This window comes from Bradyrhizobium sp. USDA 4454 (assembly GCF_054822705.1).
In genome coordinates, this window is sequence record NZ_JBTRCN010000001.1 from 3,714,557 (window position 1) to 3,732,027 (window position 17,471).

Genomic DNA, 17,471 nt, shown 5'->3' on the forward strand with positions numbered 1-17,471 from the left:
CGATGTCCGGCAACCGCACCGATTAACCCAGCGGCAACCTTAATGGACTGTAATCGCCGCCATTGAGGTGGAGTCGCGGCGTCCGCGGGAGTTGGTTATGCGGTTTGGATTCTGGCGTAGAGACAAGGAAAAGGCCGTCGTGCAACGGGCGGTGCCGCAGTCCGCGCGCGTTGCCGATGAAGCTGTCGTGAAGCCGGTTTCGCCGAAGCCTGCTCTCGACGGGCCGGCACGTCCGGCCGAGGCAGCCGATCTCGATCTGCATGTGCTTGGCCGCGCGCTGGCACGCAAGCGCGGCTGGATCGTCGTTCCGACCGTGCTGGTGTTTGCGTTGTCGCTCGCCGCAGTCAATGTCGTGACGCCGCGCTACAAGTCGGAAGCGCGGATCCTGATCGACAATCGCGAGAACGCCTTCCTGCGCCCGAATGGCGAACGCGACCTGGAGCGCACCTCGCTCGATGCCGAGGCGGTGACGAGCCAGGTGCAGCTGTTGCTGTCGCGCGATCTCGCTCGCGACATCATCAAGAAGAACAAGCTCGCCGAGCGCCCCGAATTCGATCCGGTGCTGCGCGGCTTTTCGCCGCTGAAGTCGCTGCTGGCGCTGTTCGGCATCGGCCGTGACCCGTTCAGCCTGACGCCGGAAGAACGGGTGCTCGATTCCTATTACGAGCTTTTCCAGGCCTACGCGGTCGACAAGTCGCGCGTCATGGTGATCGAATTCCAGTCGGAGGATCCCGAGCTTGCGGCGCGTGTCGCCAACTCGATCGCCGATGGCTATCTCGTGCTGCAGCAGGGCGCACGGCAGGATCAGGCCAAGTCGGCCAGCACCTGGCTGCTCGGAGAGATCGATAAGCTGCGCGACAAGGTCGCGGAGGCCGATTCGCGGGTCGAGGAATTCCGCTCCAAGTCGAGCCTGTTCGTCGGCACCAACAACATCCCGCTGTCGAACCAGCAGATGGGCGAATTGAACACGCAGCTCAACAATGCCCGTGCGCTGAAGGCGGATGCCGAGACCAAGGCGCGGCTGATCCGCGAAATGCTTCAGGGCGGCAAGCCGATCGAGGCCTCGGAAGTGCTCAATTCCGAGCTGATCCGCCGGCTCGCCGAGCAGCGCGGCACGCTGCGCGCGCAGCTCGCCGAGCAATCCTCGACCTTGCTGGACAACCATCCGCGCATCAAGGAATTGAAGGCGCAGATCGCCGACCTCGACCGTCAATTGCGCGAGGAGGCCGGCAAGATCTCGCGCTCGCTGGACAACGATGCCCGTGTCGCCGACGGCCGCGTGCAGGCGCTGCAGGCGAGCCTCGACCAGTCGAAGAAGCAGGCCTCGTCGAGCAACAGCCAGGACGTGCAGCTGCGCGGGCTGGAGCGTGAAGCCAAGGCGCAGCGCGATCTCCTGGAGGCCTATCTCGCCAAGTATCGCGAGGCGACCGCACGCGAGAACATCGAGGCCGCGCCGACCGACGGCCGCATCATCTCGCGCGCCACGGTCTCGAATACGCCGGCCTATCCGAAGAAGCTGCCGATCGTGCTGATCGCGACCCTGGCGACGCTGCTGCTATCATCAGGCATCATCATCACCGGCGAGCTGCTGCGGATCACCGCGCCCGGCGCGGTCGGCCGGGCCTTCGCGCCGGCGGCTGCCGTGATCCGGCGCCGCGAACCGGTCATGGAGGCCGTAGCCGAAGACGAGCCGGTGCCAGCGCTGTCGCCTGAGCCCGCCCGCGCGGCGGCGGTTGCGCCGAGGACACCGCCGGAGCCTGAAGTGCCGCCGGCGTCGACGGTTGCCGACGAGTCCGTCATCAGCGAGCCGCAGCCTGCGCCGGCCCATGCGATCGACGAGATCGATGAACTTGCCGAGCGTCTTATCGCGGCCGGCCCCGCCGCCCACAAGGTCACGGTCCTCGGTCCGGCGGCCGGTGAGAGCGTGACGGCGACCGCGTTGACGCTGGCCCGTCTGATGGCGCGCCAGGCCAAGGTCGTGGTGGTCGATCTCGTCGGCTCCTCGCCGGTGTTGGCGGCAGCCACCGTCGATCCCGCAGCGCCCGGCCTTGCCGAGTTGATGCAGGGCGAGGCGACGTTCGCGCAGATCATCTCCAAGGACCGGCAGTCGCGCGTGCAGATCGTCAGCGCCGGGCGTCCGGGCTTCGATCGCAGCCATCTGCAATCGCAGCGGCTGGTGCTTGCGATCGATGCGCTGCTCAGGGTCTACGACCACGTGCTGCTCGATGCCGGCTCAGCCGTCGACCTGCCGGCCGAACTCCTGACCGCGAAGGCGCAGGCCGTCGTCGTGCCCGATGCCGCCATGGCGCAGGATGCCCGCCGTTCGATGGTCACTCAGCTCAGGGCCGTCGGTTTCTCCGAGGTCACGATGCTGAGCAAGCCCTGCGCGCCGTCGCAAACGGTTGCTGCCGGCCCGCGCGTGGTGGCGGCCTGAGGGTCAACCCGCGGGCGAAAATCCGGTCGCCTGCACGATCCCTTTCCAGCGATCGGATTCCGAGGCGAGCAGTCGGGCAAAGTCGTTCATCGCGATTGCGTCGACATCGACCGACAGTTTGGCCATGCCTGACCTGACCTCGTCGGTGCGGAGCGACGCCTGGATCGAGCTGTTGAGCTGCGCGATGACGGCAAGCGATGTCTTCGCCGGCATAAAGATGCCGAACCAGGTCACGTCCTGAAGCACGGGGTATCCGGCTTCCGCCACCGTCGGCACGTCCGGGAGCGACTTCAGACGGCCGGGTCCGGTCGTTGCCAGCGCGCGCAGTTGCCCGGATTGGACCTGGCCCAGCAGGCTGTCGACCGGCATCACCGCAGACGCGATCTCGCCTTTCAGGAGGTCCTGGACCGCGCCTCTGCCCTGATAGGGCACGTGAAGATAGTCGAAGCCGGCGGTCCGGCCGAGCATCGCCCCAATGAAATGCAGCGTGGTGCCGACGCCCGGCGTGCCATAGGCCGCCTGCGTCGGGTTGGCACGGCACCAGGCGACGAAGTCGGCGAGGCTCCTGACGTCGTTCGGCACTTTCGGCCCCACCGCGAGCAAAGTCGCGAACGAGCCGACGGTCGATACCGGCGTGAAGTCCCGCGGGGCGTATCCGAGCGTCTTGTAGGTGTGCGGAAACAGCGTGATGAACCCGAGGGGCGCGAGCAGCATGACCGACCCATCGGCCTCGGCGCTCTTCACGGCCTCGATCGCAATCCGGCCACTGGCGCCGGGCCGGGTTTCGACCACGATCGAGTCTGCATAATCCTTCATCTGTCCGGCGACGAGTCTTGCGACTGCGTCCGGCAATCCGGGACTGTAGCCGGTGAGGATGTGGGCGATCTTCAGGCGTGGCTGCGCCGCAATCGGCCGTGTTGTCTGGCCCGTGGCGATCAGGGCGATCCAGGCGGCGGACGCGGTCATGATATCGCGACGGGTCAACATGTCTGCCTCCAAGGTCATCGAGCCGTGCCGTCGGGGCGCGACGATCTGCGTCATCGCACGCGAAGGATGCGTGAGGCGGAGATGAACGTCCAATGCTAGTGTCTGAGGCGTCCATAACCGTTTTGGTAGGGATCGCCGATGCTGGACATTGAGCGTGCCCGACGCCGGCTCAAGCTGCGCGATCTGCACATCCTGCTTATCGTCGCGCTGCGCGGCAGCATGGCAAAGGCCGCAGCCGAGCTTGCGATGTCGCAACCGGCGGTTTCCCGTGCAATCGCCGACATGGAGCACGGGCTTGGCGTTCGGCTGTTCGATCGGTGCCGCAGCGGCGTCGAACTGACAGCCTACGGCCATGCCCTGGTCAGGCGCGGGGTGTCGATTTTCGACGAGCTTACCCGGGGTCTCGAGGAGCTCGCATTTCTTGCTGACCCGACCGTCGGAGAGTTGCGGATCGGCAGTTCGGAAAGCATCGCGGCCGGCTTGCTTCCGGTGGCGATCGACCGGTTCACGCAGCACCATCCGGGGATCCGCATCAACGTCGCGCAGACCGTTCTCAGCAACCTCCGTTACCGCGAGTTGCGCGAGCGCAGCATCGATCTGTTGCTCGGGTGGACACCGACGCCGTTTGACGAAAAGGATTTGGCGGTCGAGCCTTTGCTGGACGATCCGCGCGTCGTTGTCGGAGGAAGGAGAAGCAAATGGGCGCGCGCGTCCAGACTTCAACTGGCTGACCTCGCACGGGAGCGCTGGGTGCTACCTCCGCCCGACACCTTTCCGGGCACTGCGGTGGCGGACATGTTCCGCGATAGCGGAGTGCAGGCGCCCGGTGCGCCGATCACCACACTGTCGCTGCATCTGTGCTGCCGGCTGGCGGCGACCGACCGCTTCATCACTATGCTGCCCGGTTCCGTCGCGCGGTCTGCCGGCGGCGATCTCGGGCTGAAGATCCTTCCGGTTCAGCTGCCGAGGACGGCCGCGGTGTCGGCCGCGATTGTCACCCTGAAGGGGCGCACGTTGGCGCCACCCGCGGAGATTTTCATCGCCTGCATCCGCGATGTCGCAAGGATCACGGCAAGCAAGAAGGGGCTCACGAAAGGGCCGGGGGAGCGCCCCGCCATTCGCTAGCGGCAGCCGCCTGGGCATCCAAAGCGCGATGAGATTGAGTTGAAGCGTCATCGCGCGTTGAGTCCTCATTGAAGCACGAACATTGCGGAAACCGCCTCGCGCTTTTCCCTGATGATACTTCAGTGTGCCAGCGCCGGCTCGCGCGCGGCGCGCTCCAGCACCGGATCGATCCGCAGCCGGATCGTGACCAGGGCCCCGATCAATCCGACGACCGCGAGCAGCAGCAGGCCCGCGGTGAATCCGCCGGTCAGGTCCTTCAGGTAGCCCATCGCGAACGGGCCGGCGAAGCCCGACAGGTTGCCGAGCGAGTTGATCGCGGCAATGCCTGCGGCGGCCGAGGCGCCGTTCAGGATGCTGGCCGGCATCGGCCAGAACATCGGCGGTACCGCGGAGACGCCGATCTGGGCAAGGCAGAGCAGGCCGATGATCAGCACCGGACTGGAGACCAGCCCGGCAAGGCCGATGCCGACGGCAGCGAGCGTCAATGCGCCGGCGACGTGATAACGCCGCTCGCCGGTCTTGTCGGAATGGCGGCCGAGCAGCACCATGCCGACCGCGCCGAACACGAAGGGCAGGGCGGCGAGGAAGCCGGTCTGGGTGTCGGTGACGCCGAACGCCTTGATGATGGTGGGCAGGAAGAACGCGACGCCGTAGCTCGCCGCATTGAGGCAGAAATACACCAGCGCGCAGGCGAGCACCCGCGAATCGGTCAGCGATTGCATGACCGAGATGTGCTCGACGGCTTCTTTCTTCTGCCGCTCGATCTCAAGCGAGGTCTGCACCCATTTGATCTCGTCGGGCTGCAACCAGCTCGCCTGGCGCGGGAAGTCGGGCAGCATCGCCAGCACCGCGAAGCCGACCAGCACCGACGGCAGCGCTTCGCAGATAAACAGCCACTGCCACCCCGTCAGGCCGGCGCCCGACAAATTGAGCAGCAGGCCCGAGATCGGTGCCCCGATGATGCTGGAGATCGGGATCGCGAGCATGAACAGGCTAATGACGCGGGCGCGGTAGATCGTCGGGAACCAGAGCGTCAGATAGAAGATGATGCCGGGGAAGAAGCCGGCCTCGCAGGCGCCGAGCAAGAGGCGCAGGAAGTAGAAAATCCATTCGCTCTGGAGGCCGCTCGCCGCCGACATCTGCGGGATGAACGCGAATGCCGCCGAGACGATGCCCCAGCTGATCATGATGCGGGCGATCCAGCGCCGCGCGCCGAACCGCTCGAGGAGGATGTTGGAGGGCACCTCGAAGAAGAAGTAGCCGACGAAGAACAGGCCCGCGCCGAGCCCGTAGGCGGCTTCGCTGAGCCCAAGCGCGGCATTCATGTGCAGCTTGGCGAAGCCGACATTGACGCGATCGAGATAGGCCACGAAGTAGCACAGGATGAGGAACGGAATCAGCCGCCGCATCATCTTTCCAACCGCGCGCTTCTCGACATCGTCGCTCATCGTTCCCGTCCCTTCTGGCTTTTCGATTCGGCGCACGGTCACCGCGCTCGCCGGGCCGTACAGCGTACACCCGCAGCGCTCCGTCGCTCCCTTGCAAGTTTTGTTGCAAGCCCTGCGTACATTGTTGCGTACATTGTTGTGTAATTGACGGCCGCGTGACTAATGGCATTTGGGAATGGAGCCACGGCGAAACTGTCATGATGCACCGCGGTATAACCGCGGGAACCGCGGTGTCTCCAGCGACTGGACACCGGTTCGCGAGTAGAAGGCATGCCAAGACAAGAATCTGGAATTCTGTTCGTTCCGATCGATCGGATCGATGGCATTTGCCGGGCAGGATGGTGACGGGCCGTGATCAATAATCTGAAATTGCGCCAGTTGCGCCTGCTGGTCGCGCTCGACAGCGAGCGCAAGCTGCAGCTGGCCGCCGAGCGCCTCAACATCACCCAGTCGGCGGCGTCGAAGATGCTGGCCGAAATCGAGGCGGTGGCGCGGGTTCCGCTGTTCGAGCGGACCGCGCGCGGCGTCGAGCCGACCGCCTACGGCTCGATCCTGATCCGGGGCGGACGGAGCGTGCTGGCCGACCTTGACCGCGTCACCAATGAATTCGCCGGCTATCGGTCCGGCGAGCTCGGCACCGTCTCGGTCGGGACGGTCGCCAAGCCCAGCATCGACCTCGTCGTCGACGTCATGCAGTATCTCGGCGAGAAGCTGCACCGGGTGAGCATTTCGCTCGATGTCAGCACCAGCCCGCCGCTGGTGGCGCGGCTGCTGGCGCTCGAGCTCGATTTCATCGTGGCGCGAATTCCCGCCGGCATCGATCCGGCGCAGTTCGACTATCACGAGATCGGCGCCGAGCAGGCCGCGCTCCTGGTGCGCGCCGAACATCCGCTGGCGGCGCTCGACAGCGTCAGTCTGGAAGACACCGTCGACCTACAATGGATCTGCCAGCCGCGGGAATCCTTCATGCGCCAGGCGCTCGAGCGGCTGTTCTACAGCCGCGGAATTGCGCCGCCGCAGCGCATGATCAACACCGAATCCTTTTCTGCCTCGATCGGGATTGCTGCGGGAATCGATGCGATCGTGCCGATCCCGATGCTGATCTTCGATCTGCTCGATCCGCAGCGCTTCAAGATGCTGCGCATCCGCGACCAGCTGATGCTCGAGAGCTACGGGCTGATCAAGCTGCGCAAGCGCGCGCTGTCGCCGGCCGCCATGCTGGTGTTCGATGCGATGATGCGGCTCGGCGTCGAGAGCGGACGGCAGGCGCCGGAAGTCTCGTCTGCCTAGACGTCGCCCACAGGTGTCCTCAGCGGAACATGCTGCGCAGGTTCTGCGCGATCTCGAACAGCGCCGGATTGTGCTTCACCGCGCGCTTGGCGCGGCTGATCGCCGACAGCATGCCGGCCGCCGGTTTGCCGCGCAGGCTGAGCGGAATGAAGCTATCGACGATTGCTTCGTCGTCCTTGCAGAACAGCCGCTTGTACTCATCCGAGCCGATGCCGAGATCGAGGGTGCGGTAGCCTAGGCCGGCATGGCGATCGATGATGTCGCGCATCAGGATCAGGCCGGGGCTGAACTTGGCATTGGCCGACATCGTGTAGGTGTTGAACATCATCGAGAATCGATGACCGTCGGAGACGCCGGCGAATATCGCGATCACTTCCTCGTCGCACTCCAGCGCATGGATATCGATCGCATAGCCGTTGCCGTCGGCGCGCGGCGCGAGGCAGGCGGCGCGGATGAACTGCTCGACGCCGGGTTCGGCGAACACATCGGGCAGCTTCTGCTCGGCCATGCGCTGCGGCTTGACGCGGAAGAACCAGTCGAGCAGGCGGCAGACGTCAGCGCTCGTGCTGGCGACGTGGTAGCGGTAGCCGGGCAACGGCTGCAGCTTGCGCTCCTTGCCCTTGAGGCGGCGGCGGAACGAGTTGCTGATCAGCGTTGCGGGCGCGGCGCCGGGCTCGATCACCAGCAGCGGGCAGTCGTTGACGGAAGCCTGATGCGGCAGCAACGCCAGCGGATTGGGCTGGTCCTGCCAGCGTAGCGGCTGCTGGCACAGCACCAGGGCATCGACGCGGGAGCGTTCGGCGATCGATCCGATCAGGGCGGTGATGTCGGCCTCGGTCGCGTTGGCGGCGAAATCCTTCTCGCACAGCGCCATGTTGAAGGTCGCGTGCTTGCCGCCCATGAAGCTCGCGCAGGTCGCGCCCAGACGCGGCTCGACGGCGAGCGGCAACAGCAGCAATGGCCGACGTTCGCTGTCATGGGCAACGACGATGAAGGGTCGCAGGCCCTCGCGTTCGCCGACCTGGCGCTGCCAGTTGGCAAGGAAATCGAAGCGCTGATAGGGCGTGTAGCTGTGCTGTGGCGTCTCGAGACTGCGCCAGGTCGCTTCGGCGGCCGTGAGGTCATGAAAAATGTCGACGCCGGCAACGCGGATTGCGTTCGGCCATGTCCGCGTGCCCGCCGTGTGGCCTTCAACTGCCGCCGCCATGATCATCTCGGAGCCCAAATTTTTTAAGGTATTAATTTACAGGTCTCGGCTGGGGCGACCTTCGCAGGGAAATGTCAACAAAGAGTAATATGAATGCGTCGATGGGGCTTGGCGGTTGGCGGGGAACCGCCGGGCAACGGCCGGGACAGGTTAGAGATTTTGGTGCCGGATAACGGGATCTTGCGGCGGGCCCGGATGGAGCTCGCCTACTTCAGCGGCGCCTTAAGGCTGCGGGAACGCGAAGCCGGCGGCGCCGGGGCGATCCTGCGTTTCGCGCGCGTCCGGCCCGCGCGTCGGGGACGGTTTCAGCCGCTGAGGTCGCAGGAGATCACGCCGGGATTCCTCGATCGCACGATCCGCGCGCTGAAGCGCTGGCACTACGACATCGTCGGGATCGACGAGGCCTGCCGCCGCGCGGTGACCATGCCGGAGCGCCGCCGGTTTGTTTGCCTGACCTTCGACGGTGCCAGCAAGGACATCATCACCCATGCCTATCCGGTGCTGGCCAGGCATGGCGTGCCCTTCACGCTCTATCTGCCGACGGCGTTCCCGGACGGCGTCGGTGTGGCGTGGTGGCTGGCGCTGGAGGACATCATCGCGCGCGAGAGCCGCATCAGCCTGGTCATCGACGGCAGGGAACGCCACTTCGCGGTCTCCAGCCTGTCGGACAAATACGAGCTGTTCGATTTCCTGTCCGGGTGGCTGCGCCGGCTGCCGCCGTCGGAGCTGGCCTATGCGGTGAACGATCTCGGCCGGCGCTATGCGGCCGATGCGGCGCAATTGTCACGCGACGCCTCGCTCGACTGGGGGGATCTCGCGAAGCTCGCGGCCGATCCGAACGTGACGTTCGGCAGCGCCACGGTGAACTATCCGGCGCTGTCGAGCGTGAAGGATGCCGCTGCGCAGCGCGAGATGGCGATGGGCAAGGCGGTGGCCGAGAGTGCGCTTCGCCGGCCGGTCAGGCATTTCGCCTATCCTTTCGGCGACCGCGAAGCCTTCGCCCGTCCGGATGTGGTGATGGCCGAGGAGACCGGCTTTGCCAGCGCAGTGTCGACCATCTCGGGTGTGGTCGAGGCACAAGGCCGGACCAATCTCCATGCGCTGCCGCGCATCGCCTGGGACGGCCGGGTGCGTTCGCTGCGGGTCATGCGGGTGCTGCTGTCGGGCGTGATGTTCGCGCCGGTGCGACCGACGCGGAGCGCGCGCAATCAGAACGGAATTTAGGTTGAGCATGATCTTTTCGGAAAACCGCTTCGCAGTTTTCCGGATCATGCTTTAGGCGCGATCGGGCCGCGACATCCAGGACACGATCGGCATCGCCGGCAGCACCCAGCCGAGGCCGGCGACGACGTAGAAGATCGCCTGCAACAGGCCGGAACTGGCGAGCCACGGGGTCTGGGCCACGGTCATGCCGAGCAGCGACCACACCACCACCAGGATGAGCAGGAAGATGGTTCCGAGCAATTTGCGGGTGCGTATGGCCATGGCGGATATGTGCAACTCGTGATCCCAAGCGTTTCGGCGGCGCTTGCGCCGCTGGCGCGGCGGACTATAAGGGGCGCGAAAATCCAATCAAGTCAGGGCGAAATGGCCGGTATTTCCGCAAAGACATCGCAGCTCCGCGCCGTCAGGGTCTGGCTGCTCGCAGTCGCCGGCCTGATCGCGCTGATGGTCTTGGTCGGCGGCGCCACGCGGCTCACCGAATCCGGCCTGTCGATCGTCGAATGGAAGCCGGTGACCGGCGCGCTGCCGCCGCTGACCGAGGCGCAGTGGACCCAGGCCTTCGAGGGCTACCGGAAGATTCCGCAATATCGCGAGCTCAACGCCGGGATGACGCTCGTCGAGTTCAAGACGATCTTCTGGTGGGAGTGGAGCCATCGGCTGCTCGGCCGGGTGATCGGCGCCGCCTATCTGCTGCCGTTCCTGTATTTCCTGTGGCGTGGCGCGGTGAGTGGCGAGCTCGGCCGCCGGCTGTGGATCATCTTCGGCCTTGGCGCGCTGCAGGGCGGCGTCGGCTGGTGGATGGTGGCCTCCGGCCTCTCGGAGCGTGTAGAGGTGTCGCAGTATCGGCTGGCGACGCATCTGGTGCTCGCGCTGCTGATCTTCGCGGCGATCGTTTGGACGCTGCGGCGGCTGACCGACCGTCCGTCCGTGATCGCGCCGCTCAGGCTGAAGATCACCAGCGCGGTGCTGCTGGTGCTGACCTTCGTGCAGCTCTATTTCGGTGCGCTGGTCGCGGGCCTGCGCGCGGGCCGGGTCTACAACACCTGGCCCGAGATCGACGGCGGTTTGACCCCGTCGGCCGACCGGTTGTGGTTCGAGACGCCGTGGTGGCGCAATCTGTTCGACAACACGCTGACGGTGCAGTTCGAGCATCGCATGACTGCGTATCTGTTGTTCGCGCTGGCGATCGCACATGCGATCGATGCCGTGCGTGCGCGCGCCGGCGGTACGGTGATCGCAGGCGCGTGGTGGCTGGTGGCGGCGATCACGCTGCAGGCGACGCTCGGCATCCTGACGCTGCTGCATCAGGTGCCGATCGATCTGGCGCTGACCCATCAGGCGGTCGCGATCGTGGTGCTGACGCTAGCGGTGTTGCAGGTCGAGCGCTTCGCGGCGCGCCGCACCGAACGGGACCAGCCGACGCTTGTTCCCGTCGGCCAGCCCGGTTGATTGATCAACCTCTTTGATCGCTCAAGACAGGTAGTCGAGACCGATATCGAGCGCGGCCGAGCTGTGGGTCACCCAGCCGACCGAGATCAAATCGACGCCAGTGGCGGCAATCGCTGCGGCGGTGGTTGCGGTGATGCGGCCGGAGGCCTCGGTGATCGCCTTGCCGCGCGCCATCGCGACCGCCTGGCCGAGCTGCTCGGTCGTCATGTTGTCGAGCAGCACCGCATCGACGCCGAGCGCCAGCGCCTCCTCGAGCTGCGACAGCGTGTCGACCTCGACCTCGATCTTGACGAGATGGCCGGCATTGGCCTTGGCGCGTTCGATCGCGGTGCGGATGCCGCCGGCGAGCGCGATGTGGTTGTCCTTGATCAGCACGGCATCGTCGAGCCCGAAGCGGTGATTGCCGCCGCCGCCGGCGCGCACCGCATATTTCTCCAGCGCGCGAAGTCCCGGCGTGGTCTTGCGGGTGCAGACGATCTGCGCGCGCGTGCCGGCGACGGCCTTGACCAGCGTGGCAGTGGCGGTGGCAACGCCGCTGAGATGGCAGAGGAAATTGAGCGCAGTCCGTTCCGCGGTGAGCAGGCCGCGGGCCGGACCGTCGATGATCGCGATGACCTGGTCTGGCTCGACCACGCTGCCATCGGGCTGCTCGGCACGCAACGTGACGGCCGGCGACACGGTCTGGAAGGCCGTCCGCGCGACGTCGAGGCCGGCGATCACGCCGGGCTGCCGTGCCCGCATCACCAGGCGGGCCTGCTGTCCGGGCGGTACGATGGCGTCTGCGGTGATGTCGCCGGCGCGGCCGAGGTCCTCGCGCAGCGCGGTCTGCACGATCGGCTCGTAGAGCAGCGGCAACAGGGGATTGAGGGTCATGACAGGGCACTCCTGGCTGATAGCTTGGATTCAACGATCTCGCGTGCGGCGGCGAGCGCCTCGGCGCGGGTGAGGGAAGACGGCGCCGCCGACAACGCGGTGTGCGGGAAATCGGTGCGGAAATGGCCGCCACGGCTTTCCTCACGCCTGATCGCGGCGACCGCGATCATCAATCCGACCAATGCTGCGTCCGATGCCGCGCTGGGACTGCACGCCAGCGGACAGAGGCTCCGGATCGTGCGTGCGATGCCGTCGCGGTCGCGCAGCACGCCGAGCCCCTGGGTGAGGATCGGTCGTACTATGGAGGGATCGGACGCCGGTGGCAATGCGTCGTCGCGCAGCATCGCGCGCGGGCCTGCGCTCACGCCTTCGATGCTCTCGGCGACCCAGCGCGCGCAGACGATCGCCTCCATCAGCGAGTTGCTGGCGAGCCGGTTGGCACCGTGCAGGCCGGTGCGCGCGGCCTCGCCGCAGGCCCACAGGCCCTGCACCGTGCTGCGGCCAAAGCCGTCAACCGCGATGCCGCCCATGTGGTAGTGAACCGCCGGCCGGATCGGGATCGGATCACGGGCGGGATCGATACCCGCCATCCTGCAGAACGCGCTGATCACGGGATAGCGCTCGGCGAAATCCGCGCCCGGATGCTGGCGCGCGTCGAGGAAGGTGCGATGCCCTGCGGCACGATGGCGCCACACGGCGCGCGCGACGATGTCGCGCGGCGCAAGCTCCGCGCCGGGCTGATCGGCCATGAAGCGCCGGCCGGTCTCGTCGATCAGGACAGCGCCGTCGCCGCGGATCGCCTCGGTCAACAGCGGCATCGGCCGCGACGGACCATCGAAGGCGGTCGGGTGAAACTGGACGAATTCGATATCCGACAGCCTTGCGCCGGCATGCGCCGCGAGCGCGAGGCCCTGGCCGAAACATCCACCGGGATTGGTGCTGTCGGCGAATAGTCCGCCGATGCCACCGGTCGCAATCACGACGCGGTTGGTCGTGATGGTGAGCGGGCCGCGGTCGCTGGCTGCGAGCACGCCCCTGACCGCATTGTCCTCGACCAGTAGCGGGCGCGCCTCGACGCCTTCCAGCAGCGTGATCGACGGCGTCCGACGCACCGCTGCGATCAGCGCGCGCATGATCTCGCGACCGGTGCCGTCGCCGGTGGCGTGTACGATGCGGTTGCAGCGATGCGCAGCCTCGAGCCCGAGGCGCCAGCTGCCGTCGGCGCGCCGGTCGAAGGCGACGCCGAGTTCGGCGAGATGCTCCACCGCGGCGGGCGCGGCATGAACGATCCGGCTCGCTGCCGCCGCGTCGCAGAGGCCGGCACCGGCTGCGAGCGTATCGGCGAGATGGAGCGCAGGGCTGTCATCCGCGCCGACCGCTGCGGCGAGGCCGCCCTGCGCCCACATGCTGGAGGCTTCGGCGCCGAGCGGAGACTTCGACAGCAGCACGACCGGTTCGGGTGCGAGTTGCAGCGCAGTCATCAGTCCTGCGGCGCCGCCGCCGATGATCACCGGGCGGCCGTTGAGATCGGAGATATCGCTGCTCATACCGCCAGCATCCTTTCGACGCTCCTGCGCGCGCGATCGGCGATCTCGGGATCGATCGTGACCTCGTGCCGGTTGGTCTCCAGCGCGTGGCGGATGTTCTTCAGCGTGATCCGCTTCATGTGCGGGCAGAGATTGCAGGGGCGGACGAAGTCGACGTCGGGATTCCGCGCCGCGATGTTGTCGCTCATCGAGCATTCCGTCAGCAGCACCACGCGCGGCGGGCGCCTGGTCTCGACGAACGACTGCATCGCCGCCGTCGAGCCTGCAAAGTCCGCTTCCGCGACCACCTCGGGCGGGCATTCCGGATGCGCGAGGACCGTGACGTCGGGATAATTTTCACGCAGCTGGCGGACGTCATCGGCGGTGAACAGCTCGTGCACCTCGCAATGGCCCTTCCAGGCGATGATCTTCCTGCTGGTCTGCTTGGCGATGTTCTGCGCCAGATATTCATCGGGCAGCATGATGACGCGCTCGGCGTCGAGCGATTCCACCACCTTGAGCGCATTGCCAGATGTGCAGCAGATGTCGGACTCCGCTTTCACCGCGGTCGACGTGTTGACATAGGCGACCACGGGCGCATCCGGATAGCGCGCGCGCATCAGCCGGACATCCTCGGCCGTGATCGAATCCGCCAGCGAGCAGCCGGCCTTCAGGTCGGGGATCAGCACGGTCTTGACCGGATTGAGCAGCTTCGCCGTCTCGGCCATGAAGTGCACGCCCGCGAGCACGATCACGTCGGCGTCGACCTTGGTCGCTTCACGCGCCAGCAACAGGCTGTCGCCGACGATATCGGCGACGCCGTGGAAGATCTCCGGCGTCTGGTAGTTGTGCGCCAGCACCACCGCGTTGCGGCGGCGCTTCAGCGCGAGGATCGCATCGACGTCCTCGGCGAAGGTGGCCCATTCGAACGGCGGGATGACGCGTTTGACGCGCTCATAGAGCGGCGCGGTGCGGGTGAGCAGATCGGTATCGGGTGCAGCCATTTATACTCTCCATGAGCATAAGATGGCTTATACTTATCCTGAGCATAAGGCGTGTCAAGTGCGTGACAGCGGAAGCTTGGTCCCGGCGACGGCCCGTTCGGCCAATACGGCATGGCGGAAGCGGAACAGCTTGGCCGGCCGTCCGACGGTATCGGCGGCCATTGCGCCTGTCTCTTCAACGAGTTCCTGCTGCTCGATGAGCCGGCGGAAGTTCTGCTTGTGGACCAGCCGGCCTGCGAGCGCCTCAACACTGCGTTGCAGTTGCAGCAGGGTGAATTCGGCCGGCATCAGTTCGAATACCACCGGACGGTATTTGATCTTGGCGCGTAGCCGCGCGATCCCGGTCGCGAGGATGCGGCGATGGTCCGCCGTCATCGGCTTGCCGGGTACTACGGTCGCATCGCGCGCGCGGTCGGCTTCGGGGATCAGCGACGCTTCGTAGAGCAGCTCGTAGCGCTGCAACACCAGCTCTTCGTTCCAGTGGCGATCGTCGAGGCCAAAGGTGATGGCGCAGCGCTGCCAGCGCTCGCGCTGCAGTGTCGGTGACGGCGCCGCCTTTGCCCATGCCTTCAGCTTCGGCGCGATGATCTTGGCCAGGCACGAAGGCGCGCCGGCGCGATGATCCTCCCAGGGGAAGTAGTCGTACCAGCCCGACCAATGCGCCTCGAAACCTTCGCCGACCCGGTCCTCGCGGGTCAGGCCGAGATAGCTGATCGAGACGCTGTGCGGCCCCTTGGCGTCGCCGGAGCGGCCGCGGTCGGCAAAGGTATAGAGCTGCTCGACATAGCCGAGCGGATGGCCGGTCTGCGCCTCGACCCAGGCCCGCAGCGCGGTCTGCAGTGAGCGGTGGGTGAACTCGAACGGGCCGCTCGGCAGCGCGGCACCGCCGGCGATGGTCATGATCCTGGGCGTGCCGTCGGTGACGGCGACCAGCACCGCGACAAGGTCGGCGGTGACGGCGTTTCCGGAAGCCGGTGTGCTGGTTTTCTTCTGCGGCGATCTGGCCACGCGTTCGTCCCGGGCTAGCAATAGCCGTAGACGCCGCAGGCGTAGGGCAGGCGGTCCCAGTAGGTCACATAGGCGCCGCCGTAATAGGGGCCGTAATAGTTGTAGGAATGCCAGTTGCCGTAATAGCCGGGCAGTGACGACGATCCCGGCAGCAGCGGTTCACCCGGCATATACGGGATGTAAGGCTCCGAATTGAGCGGGATCACCGCGGGCTCGACGACCACGAGCTGGCGTCCGCGCCGCACATAGGTCGGCCCTGTGATGGTGGTGTGGTAGGCGTAGTGCCGCCGCGGCAGGCCGGCCGGCAATTGGCGTGCTGCCTTGACGGTTGGGCTCTTGGCGACGACAGGGCCGTCGGCGGCGTCAGCAGGCGATATCGCAAACAGCGCGATCGCGAGCGGCAATATCCAGCGCAGCATCCATGGTCTCCCGAATCATCCGGAGCCTATCACTGCCTTTATGCCGGATTGAGCGTTAACGAGAGACCTGTCGGGATTAAGCGTTAACGAGAGAACTGTTGTTTGGGCATGATTGCCGGAGCGATGCGGCGCACCGCTCGGGCATTTCTGCTGGATTTAGGCGCGCAGGGCCTGGTCGAGGTCGGCGATCAGGTCTTCCTTGTCCTCGATGCCGATCGAGAGCCGCACCACGTCGGGCGCCGCGCCGGACTTCACCTTGGCGGCGTCGTCGAGCTGGCTGTGGGTGGTGGAGGCCGGGTGGATCACCAGCGAGCGAGTGTCGCCGACATTGGCGAGATGTGAGAACAGTTTCAGATTCGACACCAGATTGACGCCCGCATCGTAGCCGCCCTTGAGGCTGAAGGTGAACACCGCGCCGGCGCCCTTCGGCGCATATTTGCGTTGCAGGGCATTGTATTTGTCACCGGGCAGGCCGGCATAATTCACCGCCGACACGGCGGGGTGGGTGGAGAGGAATTCCGCCACCGCCTTGGCGTTGTCGCAGTGCTTCTGCATGCGCAGCGGCAGCGTCTCGATGCCGGTCAGGATCATGAAGGCGTTGAACGGCGACAGTGCGGGACCGAGGTCGCGCAGGCCGAGCACGCGGCAGGCGATTGCGAAGGCGAAATTGCCGAAGGTCTCCTGGATCCGGATGCCGTGATATTCCGGGCGCGGCTCGCTCAGCATCGGGTACTTGTTGTCCTTCGACCAATCGAAGGTGCCGGCGTCGACGATGATGCCGCCGAGCGAGTTGCCGTGGCCGCCGAGGAACTTGGTCAGGGAGTGCACGACGACGTCGGCACCATGGTCGATCGGCTTGATCAGATAGGGCGAGGCGAGCGTGTTGTCGACGATAAGCGGTACGCCGGCCTTGCGCGCGACGGCGGCGATCGCCTCGATATCGGTGATGCTGCCGGCAGGGTTGGCGATCGACTCGATGAAGATCGCCTTGGTGTGCGGCGTCACCGCGCGCTCGAAACTTTCGATCTCGTCGGGATCGGCCCAGGCCACGTTCCAGCCGAACGCCTTGAAGGCGTGGGTGAACTGGTTGATCGAGCCGCCATAGAGTTTTCGCGCGGCGATGATTTCGTCGCCGGGCCTGAGCAGCTGCTGCAGCACCACGAGCTGCGCCGCGTGACCGGAGGCGACCGCGAGTGCCGCGGTGCCGCCCTCGAGCGCTGCGACGCGTTCCTCGAGCACGGCGTTGGTCGGGTTGCCGATGCGGGTATAGATGTTGCCGAAGGCCTGCAGACCGAACAGCGACGCGGCGTGATCGGCATCGTTGAACACGAATGACGTGGTCTGGTAGATCGGCGTCGCCCGCGCGCCGGTGGTGGGATCAGGCTGTGCGCCGGCGTGCACGGCGAGGGTGGAAAATCCCGGAAGGCGATCGGTCATTCTTGGTGTCCTGTTGTGGCCTGGTCGAAAATGCGCGGCA

At 66.1% G+C, this 17,471-nt stretch carries 15 protein-coding genes; 5 read left to right on the top strand and 10 right to left on the bottom strand.

Going from position 1 to position 17,471, the window contains the following annotated elements; genetic code table 11:
* Positions 1–97 precede the first annotated feature (97 nt).
* Positions 98–2,434, top strand: a complete 2,337-nt coding sequence (locus tag ACVIW0_RS17375) for a GumC family protein (protein WP_461353413.1) — start codon at positions 98–100, stop codon at positions 2,432–2,434.
* A 3-nt stretch (positions 2,435–2,437) separates the two neighbouring features.
* On the opposite strand, the gene ACVIW0_RS17380 is transcribed toward ACVIW0_RS17375, so the two are convergent.
* Complete coding sequence (locus ACVIW0_RS17380; protein WP_461353414.1) at positions 2,438–3,421, bottom strand: tripartite tricarboxylate transporter substrate-binding protein; 984 nt, start codon at positions 3,419–3,421, stop codon at positions 2,438–2,440.
* Between the two features lie 138 nt (positions 3,422–3,559).
* On the opposite strand from ACVIW0_RS17380, the gene ACVIW0_RS17385 reads away from it, so the two are divergent.
* Positions 3,560–4,546 carry a LysR family transcriptional regulator gene (locus ACVIW0_RS17385; protein WP_461353415.1) on the top strand — a complete coding sequence of 329 codons (987 nt, stop codon included), beginning with the start codon at positions 3,560–3,562 and terminating at the stop codon, positions 4,544–4,546.
* A 119-nt stretch (positions 4,547–4,665) separates the two neighbouring features.
* On the opposite strand, the gene ACVIW0_RS17390 is transcribed toward ACVIW0_RS17385, so the two are convergent.
* Complete coding sequence (locus tag ACVIW0_RS17390) at positions 4,666–5,994, bottom strand: MFS transporter (protein WP_461353416.1); 1,329 nt, start codon at positions 5,992–5,994, stop codon at positions 4,666–4,668.
* Positions 5,995–6,345: 351 nt separating this feature from the next.
* On the opposite strand from ACVIW0_RS17390, the gene ACVIW0_RS17395 reads away from it, so the two are divergent.
* On the top strand, positions 6,346–7,284 hold the full coding sequence (locus tag ACVIW0_RS17395; protein WP_461353417.1) for a LysR family transcriptional regulator: 939 nt from the start codon (positions 6,346–6,348) through the stop codon (positions 7,282–7,284).
* 19 nt (positions 7,285–7,303) lie between these two features.
* Here the strand turns inward: ACVIW0_RS17395 and ACVIW0_RS17400 are convergent, their stop codons facing one another.
* A complete protein-coding gene (locus ACVIW0_RS17400; RefSeq protein WP_461353418.1) occupies positions 7,304–8,497 on the bottom strand; it encodes a GNAT family N-acetyltransferase in 1,194 nt (397 codons plus the stop codon).
* A gap of 189 nt (positions 8,498–8,686) precedes the next feature.
* On the opposite strand from ACVIW0_RS17400, the gene ACVIW0_RS17405 reads away from it, so the two are divergent.
* Positions 8,687–9,715 (top strand): polysaccharide deacetylase family protein, encoded by a 1,029-nt coding sequence (locus tag ACVIW0_RS17405; protein WP_461353419.1) that lies wholly within the window; start codon positions 8,687–8,689, stop codon positions 9,713–9,715.
* A 51-nt stretch (positions 9,716–9,766) separates the two neighbouring features.
* Here the strand turns inward: ACVIW0_RS17405 and ACVIW0_RS17410 are convergent, their stop codons facing one another.
* Positions 9,767–9,976, bottom strand: coding sequence for a DUF2842 domain-containing protein (locus ACVIW0_RS17410; RefSeq protein ID WP_229183239.1), 210 nt, complete (start codon positions 9,974–9,976; stop codon positions 9,767–9,769).
* A 102-nt stretch (positions 9,977–10,078) separates the two neighbouring features.
* Between ACVIW0_RS17410 and ACVIW0_RS17415 the strand changes: the two genes are divergently transcribed.
* Positions 10,079–11,164, top strand: coding sequence for a COX15/CtaA family protein (locus ACVIW0_RS17415; protein ID WP_461353420.1), 1,086 nt, complete (start codon positions 10,079–10,081; stop codon positions 11,162–11,164).
* Positions 11,165–11,185: 21 nt separating this feature from the next.
* On the opposite strand, the gene nadC is transcribed toward ACVIW0_RS17415, so the two are convergent.
* The 6 genes from nadC to ACVIW0_RS17445 form a co-directional block, all read right to left on the bottom strand.
* Positions 11,186–12,037, bottom strand: coding sequence for a carboxylating nicotinate-nucleotide diphosphorylase (gene nadC, locus ACVIW0_RS17420; RefSeq protein WP_461353421.1), 852 nt, complete (start codon positions 12,035–12,037; stop codon positions 11,186–11,188).
* On the bottom strand, positions 12,034–13,584 hold the full coding sequence (locus ACVIW0_RS17425; protein WP_461353422.1) for an L-aspartate oxidase: 1,551 nt from the start codon (positions 13,582–13,584) through the stop codon (positions 12,034–12,036). The genes nadC and ACVIW0_RS17425 overlap by 4 nt, the downstream gene beginning before the upstream one ends.
* Positions 13,581–14,567: a quinolinate synthase NadA gene (gene nadA / locus ACVIW0_RS17430; RefSeq protein WP_461353423.1), complete on the bottom strand. Its 987-nt coding sequence runs from the start codon at positions 14,565–14,567 to the stop codon at positions 13,581–13,583. Before nadA ends, ACVIW0_RS17425 begins: the two co-directional genes overlap by 4 nt.
* 54 nt (positions 14,568–14,621) lie before the next feature.
* Positions 14,622–15,575 (bottom strand): NUDIX hydrolase, encoded by a 954-nt coding sequence (locus ACVIW0_RS17435; RefSeq protein ID WP_461353424.1) that lies wholly within the window; start codon positions 15,573–15,575, stop codon positions 14,622–14,624.
* A gap of 14 nt (positions 15,576–15,589) precedes the next feature.
* The gene (locus tag ACVIW0_RS17440) at positions 15,590–15,994 is read right to left on the bottom strand and encodes a hypothetical protein (RefSeq protein WP_461353425.1); all 405 of its coding nucleotides are present in this window, start codon (positions 15,992–15,994) and stop codon (positions 15,590–15,592) included.
* Between the two features lie 156 nt (positions 15,995–16,150).
* Complete coding sequence (locus ACVIW0_RS17445) at positions 16,151–17,431, bottom strand: O-acetylhomoserine aminocarboxypropyltransferase (protein WP_461353426.1); 1,281 nt, start codon at positions 17,429–17,431, stop codon at positions 16,151–16,153.
* Between the last annotated feature and the right edge of the window lie 40 nt (positions 17,432–17,471).

Coding starts and splice junctions, on each gene's coding strand:
- ACVIW0_RS17415 (WP_461353420.1), top strand. CDS start 10,079: ATGGCCGGTATTTCCGCAAAGACATCGCAGCTCCGCGCCGTCAGGGTC.
- ACVIW0_RS17375 (WP_461353413.1), top strand. CDS start 98: ATGCGGTTTGGATTCTGGCGTAGAGACAAGGAAAAGGCCGTCGTGCAA.
- ACVIW0_RS17425 (WP_461353422.1), bottom strand. CDS start 13,584: ATGAGCAGCGATATCTCCGATCTCAACGGCCGCCCGGTGATCATCGGC.
- nadA (WP_461353423.1), bottom strand. CDS start 14,567: ATGGCTGCACCCGATACCGATCTGCTCACCCGCACCGCGCCGCTCTAT.
- ACVIW0_RS17445 (WP_461353426.1), bottom strand. CDS start 17,431: ATGACCGATCGCCTTCCGGGATTTTCCACCCTCGCCGTGCACGCCGGC.
- ACVIW0_RS17390 (WP_461353416.1), bottom strand. CDS start 5,994: ATGAGCGACGATGTCGAGAAGCGCGCGGTTGGAAAGATGATGCGGCGG.
- ACVIW0_RS17385 (WP_461353415.1), top strand. CDS start 3,560: ATGCTGGACATTGAGCGTGCCCGACGCCGGCTCAAGCTGCGCGATCTG.
- ACVIW0_RS17400 (WP_461353418.1), bottom strand. CDS start 8,497: ATGATCATGGCGGCGGCAGTTGAAGGCCACACGGCGGGCACGCGGACA.
- ACVIW0_RS17440 (WP_461353425.1), bottom strand. CDS start 15,994: ATGCTGCGCTGGATATTGCCGCTCGCGATCGCGCTGTTTGCGATATCG.
- ACVIW0_RS17410 (WP_229183239.1), bottom strand. CDS start 9,976: ATGGCCATACGCACCCGCAAATTGCTCGGAACCATCTTCCTGCTCATC.
- ACVIW0_RS17380 (WP_461353414.1), bottom strand. CDS start 3,421: ATGTTGACCCGTCGCGATATCATGACCGCGTCCGCCGCCTGGATCGCC.
- nadC (WP_461353421.1), bottom strand. CDS start 12,037: ATGACCCTCAATCCCCTGTTGCCGCTGCTCTACGAGCCGATCGTGCAG.
- ACVIW0_RS17405 (WP_461353419.1), top strand. CDS start 8,687: ATGGAGCTCGCCTACTTCAGCGGCGCCTTAAGGCTGCGGGAACGCGAA.